Genomic DNA, 5,239 nt, shown 5'->3' with positions numbered 1-5,239 from the left:
CAGTTAGGCCAGTGCTTAAAGGTGGTTGCGGAGCGAAGAGGAATTACAGAAATTGTTTTTCCAGCTGAGCAGGATGCCAATATTTTGGATGAATCTGGTTTGAATGATCTGTTAGCTGCTGCGCAACCTGCTTTTGTGATTAACTGTGCCGCTTATACTGCTGTAGATAAAGCAGAGGATGAAGTTGAGCTGGCTAAAGCAATTAACGAAACAGGTGCGGGATACCTGGCCTCAGCTTGTCTGGTAAATGGGGCAACGCTTATACATGTTTCCACTGATTTCGTTTTCGAAGGGAATGAAGTAAAATTACTAAAGGAAGACGACGAGGCTAGACCAATCAATGTTTATGGTGTAACCAAACTGGATGGAGAAAAAGTAGTTTCATCCAAGCTGCCAACCCATTTTATTGTCCGCACCAGCTGGTTGTATTCTGAATACGCCAATAATTTTGTGAAAACCATGCTTAAACTTGGTGCGGAGCGTGACGAGCTGAATATTATTGCCGATCAGGTGGGTACGCCAACCTACGCGATTGATCTGGCAAATGCTATTTTTGATATTATCGCATCTTCATCTACCTCGTACGGAGTATACCATTATAGCAATGAAGGTGTAACCTCATGGTTCGATTTTGCAAAGGCCATTTTTGATATCAGCGAAACGGCGGTTAAAGTGAATCCTATTCCAGGGTCTGCTTACCCAACCAAAGCCACACGGCCAGCATTTTCGGTAATGGATAAATCTAAAATAAAAAATACATTTAATATTGAAATCCCTTATTGGAGAGATAGTTTGGTGGAATGTATAAAACAAATTAAAATACAATAAATAGGTATCATTATTTCATTTAGGTCTGCAATGACCAATGAACCAATGACCAATGAACTAATGACTAGAATATGAAAGGTATAATCTTAGCTGGTGGCAGCGGAACCCGTTTGCATCCTTTAACTTTGGCTTGTAGTAAACAGATGATGCCGGTTTACGATAAACCGATGATCTATTATCCTTTATCTACGCTGATGTTGGCTGGGATAAAAGAAATTCTGATTATTTCTACCCCACACGATCTGCCAAATTTTGAGAAATTATTGGGGGATGGTGCTTCTTTAGGCTGTAAATTTAGTTATGCCGTACAGGCCGAGCCGAATGGTTTAGCACAGGCTTTCGTGATTGGCGAAGAATTTATCGGTCAAGATAAGGTAGCTTTAGTGTTAGGCGATAATATCTTCCATGGCGATGGTATGGCCAAATTATTACAGGCCAGTTCCGATCCCGATGGCGGTGTGGTATTTGCCTATCAGGTTTCAGATCCAGAACGTTACGGTGTGGTTGAGTTTGATGCTGATAAAAAAGCAATTTCTATTGAAGAAAAACCTGTTCAACCCAAATCAGACTACGCAGTACCAGGATTGTATTTTTATGATAATGAGGTTGTAGAAATTGCCAAAAATATTAAACCTTCACCTCGTGGCGAGTACGAAATTACCGATGTGAACCGAATCTATCTAGAACGAGGTAAATTAAAGGTAGGCGTATTAAGCCGTGGAACAGCCTGGTTAGATACCGGGACTTTTACCTCTTTAATGCAGGCAGGGCAATTTGTGCAGATTATTGAAGAGCGACAAGGCTTAAAAATCGGGTGTATTGAAGAAATCGCTTATCGTATGGGCTTTATCGACGCAGAACAGCTTAGGGCTATTGCTACACCTCTGGTTAAGAGTGGTTATGGAAGTTATCTCTTGAAGCAGATTAAATAACAAATTCGACTACAGTTAATATACTCAAAATAATAAATCACCATTCAATGCCATTGTATTGACTGGTGATTTTCTTTTATTTGGGATTTTTGTCATCCTGAGCGCAGCGAAGGATCTCTAAAATGCATATGCAATCTTTATTACCATATAAGATATAAGTTCATTTAAGCATTACGCTCCATCCAACGCTGCGTACTTCGCGCTTTCTCTTTGTGTCCTTTGTGGTTAAAAGAATTAAGCATTCTACATTTATCTTATATTTGCCCAATTACCGAAAGAAAAAATGAATACAGAAAATCAGATTGCTATTATTGGTTTAGGTTATGTAGGCTTACCCCTGGCAATCGAATTTGCTAAGAAATATAAAGTAATTGGTTTTGATACGAATGAGGAGCGGGTAGCGGAGTTAAATCAGTTAAAGGACAGAACAAATGAAGCCAATCTGGAAGATCTGAAAACTGTAATTTCGGCATCGGAGATGGGATTAACCCTGAGTGCCAATTTAGCCGACCTGGCCAAATGCAGCATCTATATCGTTACCGTCCCTACCCCTATCGACCATCTTAAAAGGCCGGATCTGCAACCTTTACTTGCGGCCAGTAAAATGTTAGGTATTGTATTAAAAACAGGTGATATCATCATTTATGAATCAACTGTTTATCCAGGTTGCACCGAAGAAGATTGTGTACCTGTTTTAGAAAAAATTTCAGGATTAAAATATAATATCGATTTTTTCTGTGGTTATTCCCCAGAACGGATTAATCCTGGAGATAAAATTAATACCCTTACCAAAATTAAAAAGGTAACATCAGGCTCTACGCCTGCAATTGCTGCTGAAATTGATCAACTCTACGCATCAATTATTACGGCAGGTACCCATTTGGCACCCAGCATTAAAGTAGCAGAAGCCTCAAAAGCAATAGAAAATGCGCAGCGGGATGTAAATATCTCTTTTGTAAACGAACTGGCCTTAATTTTCGATCGCATGGGCATTGATACAACAGATGTATTGGCTGCTGCTGCAACCAAATGGAATTTTCTAAACTATAAACCCGGCTTGGTTGGTGGCCATTGTATTGGCGTAGATCCCTATTATTTAGCACATAAGTCAGAGTCATTAGGCTATAAGCCTGAAGTAATCCTATCTGGCAGAAGGGTGAATGACAATATGGGGATGTTTGTGGCCAATAAGGTGATCAAAATGCTGGTGGCCAAAGATAAAGTGATCAATGGCGCTAAGGCCCTAATATTGGGTTTCGCTTTTAAAGAGAATTGCCCCGATACCCGAAATACCCGGGTAATTGATATTTACAAAGAATTGAAATCGTTTAGTATGGACGTTGATGTATACGATCCCTGGGCCAATGCAGCTGAAGTGGAGGCTGAATATAATATCCGGATGATTCAAAATGATGATTTCGGGTATTATGATGTAATCATTTTAGCAGTGGCCCACCAGCAGTTCTTGCATATCGATTATGCTAACTTTAAAGCAAAAGGTTCGATTATTTTCGATACCAAATCCTTTATCAACAGAGATTTGGCGGATGCAAGGTTATAATATTGCTATATAACACTAATATTTGTTTACCCCTTCTGTACCCTTTGTTTACCCTTTCTCTATACCAAGTTAACCCCAGGGTTACCCCATGCTTACCTATTCTTTACCTTTTTATTACCTAAAAGGTAAACAAACAATGTAAAAATGGCCGATAAAAGGAAATGTATAAAGCAGCAAAAGGCTTGGCTAGTGTGAGCTTGGTAAGAAGAATGGGTAAAGGTAGTAAATACGATTTAGCAGCTTTGGTTAACGATATGGTCATTTCTGATCTTCATTTATGAAAAAAGATGATATTTTAAGGGGTGTTTTAAAGCCTTAACTATTTTGAATAACATTTCTGAAGTACTGTTGATCGTGTATAAGTTATATTTTTGTTAATTCTCTTGCACAAATTAAGCTGTAGAATCTTTTTAAAGCATCATTTTCGACTATTTGTCTGATTTAATCTACTCTTTATTGGAAAATAGCATGAATTTTCTTAAATTTAACTCGTTAATTAGAATACTTTTGTTGTTCGGTAAATAATACTTTCAATTCGCATATTATTGCAGTGATTGTTTCGTTTATAAACGAGTGATATGATAAGGCGATTTAATTTGATATTCCATTGTTATAAATATGTTAAATTTTTTTTCAAAAAAGAATAAAGTAACTGATATCTCCTGGTTAGGCGTTGATATTCATTCGCATATCCTGCCAGGTATTGACGACGGCTCTCCTGATATGGAAACTTCCGTTCGATTTGTAAAATCGCTTACGGAGCTGGGGTTTGCTCAATTAATTGCGACCCCTCATATTTATAAAGAGCTCTATCCAAATACGAAAGTAAGTATCGATAATGTTAAAGAAAATCTACAAGAAGTACTTAACAAGGAAAATATATCAACCAAATTAGGAGCGGGTGCGGAGTATATGATAGATCAGGATTTTACTCTGGATGAAGATTTATGCCCGTTGGATCAAAAGCATTTACTTATAGAAATGTCTTACCTATCTGAAAGCCCTGATATTAGTCAAACCATATTTAATATCGAAATTAAAGGATATAAGCCAATTTTAGCACACCCAGAACGTTATACATTTTATTTTAAAGATAAAAGCCGATTAAAGAGGTTTAAAGAAAAAGGCTGTTTATTACAGTTAAACCTACTATCTGTTTTGGGGTATTATGGGCGCGATGTGAAACAATTGGCCGAGATGCTATTAAAGGAAAAAATGTATGATCTAGCAGGAACTGACCTTCATCATGATAAGCATTTGCTTACCTTAACTGATGCGGTACAATCAGGTAGGTTGCATGATCTCATAGGTCATTACAGTTTTAAAAATCAAGAGACATTTAGTTCTATTTATGCTTAAGAGTGCTTTAAATGGAATACTCTTTCAATTTACAAATTATGTTAAAGGTTTAATATAAAAACTTGATGTAAAATATTCAAATTTCTAAAATTAATCGTTTTTAGATATTACAATTAAATGATTAAGTTTGCAAGCTGTTTAAAATGATCATTTTCATTTTAAATGGATATATACCTATGAATAAAAAAAATAACATGAAAAGAGAGGTGAAATTAATAATCGTATTGTTAATTATTACCTTAAGCTCATCTTGTGTGAGTAATAAAAAAATAGCTTACTTTCAAGATATACAGGGTGTTAACAGTGCGAAGCTTGAAAATGCAACAGCCTATACTGAGCCTGTAATACAGACAGATGATATCTTAAGTATAAATGTTTTTACCCTGAATCCTCAAAGTGGTGCCATCGTTAATCAAGCAGCTGCAACTCCTGCCCTTGGAGGAAATACAAATAGCAGCCTCTCTACGCAAAATACAGGATTTCTTGTAGATAAAAATGGAGAGATTGAACTTTCTTTAATCGGGAAAGTTAAGGTTGCAGGGTTAACAACCTATCAAGC

Annotated in this window: 5 protein-coding genes; all 5 read left to right on the top strand. The window is 36.9% G+C overall.

Annotation, left to right across the window (positions count from 1 at the left end; genetic code table 11):
* Positions 1 to 828: dTDP-4-dehydrorhamnose reductase (gene rfbD, locus AC1DPQ_RS16755; protein ID WP_477610302.1), on the top strand; the 828-nt coding region annotated here is incomplete at its 5' end.
* Positions 829 to 899: 71 nt separating this feature from the next.
* The gene (gene rfbA / locus AC1DPQ_RS16750) at positions 900 to 1,760 is read left to right on the top strand and encodes a glucose-1-phosphate thymidylyltransferase RfbA (protein ID WP_477580052.1); all 861 of its coding nucleotides are present in this window, start codon (positions 900 to 902) and stop codon (positions 1,758 to 1,760) included.
* Positions 1,761 to 2,043: 283 nt separating this feature from the next.
* Entirely contained in the window at positions 2,044 to 3,321 is a 1,278-nt protein-coding gene (locus tag AC1DPQ_RS16745) for a nucleotide sugar dehydrogenase (RefSeq protein ID WP_477610301.1), read from the top strand.
* 618 nt (positions 3,322 to 3,939) lie between these two features.
* Positions 3,940 to 4,680 (top strand): tyrosine-protein phosphatase, encoded by a 741-nt coding sequence (locus AC1DPQ_RS16740; RefSeq protein ID WP_477580048.1) that lies wholly within the window; start codon positions 3,940 to 3,942, stop codon positions 4,678 to 4,680.
* A gap of 143 nt (positions 4,681 to 4,823) precedes the next feature.
* Positions 4,824 to 5,239 (top strand): polysaccharide biosynthesis/export family protein (locus tag AC1DPQ_RS16735; RefSeq protein WP_477610300.1); only part of this gene is annotated, 416 nt, incomplete at its 3' end.

It is taken from the genome of Pedobacter sp. 01T416_2 (genome assembly GCF_056398925.1).
The sequence above is the reverse complement of the archived record's forward strand: the minus strand, read 5'-3'. Positions and strand labels throughout refer to the sequence as shown.

Excerpts from the sequence above, each read along its gene's own strand:
- AC1DPQ_RS16740 (WP_477580048.1), top strand. The coding sequence starts at position 3,940 with ATGTTAAATTTTTTTTCAAAAAAGAATAAAGTAACTGATATCTCCTGG.
- rfbA (WP_477580052.1), top strand. The coding sequence starts at position 900 with ATGAAAGGTATAATCTTAGCTGGTGGCAGCGGAACCCGTTTGCATCCT.
- AC1DPQ_RS16745 (WP_477610301.1), top strand. The coding sequence starts at position 2,044 with ATGAATACAGAAAATCAGATTGCTATTATTGGTTTAGGTTATGTAGGC.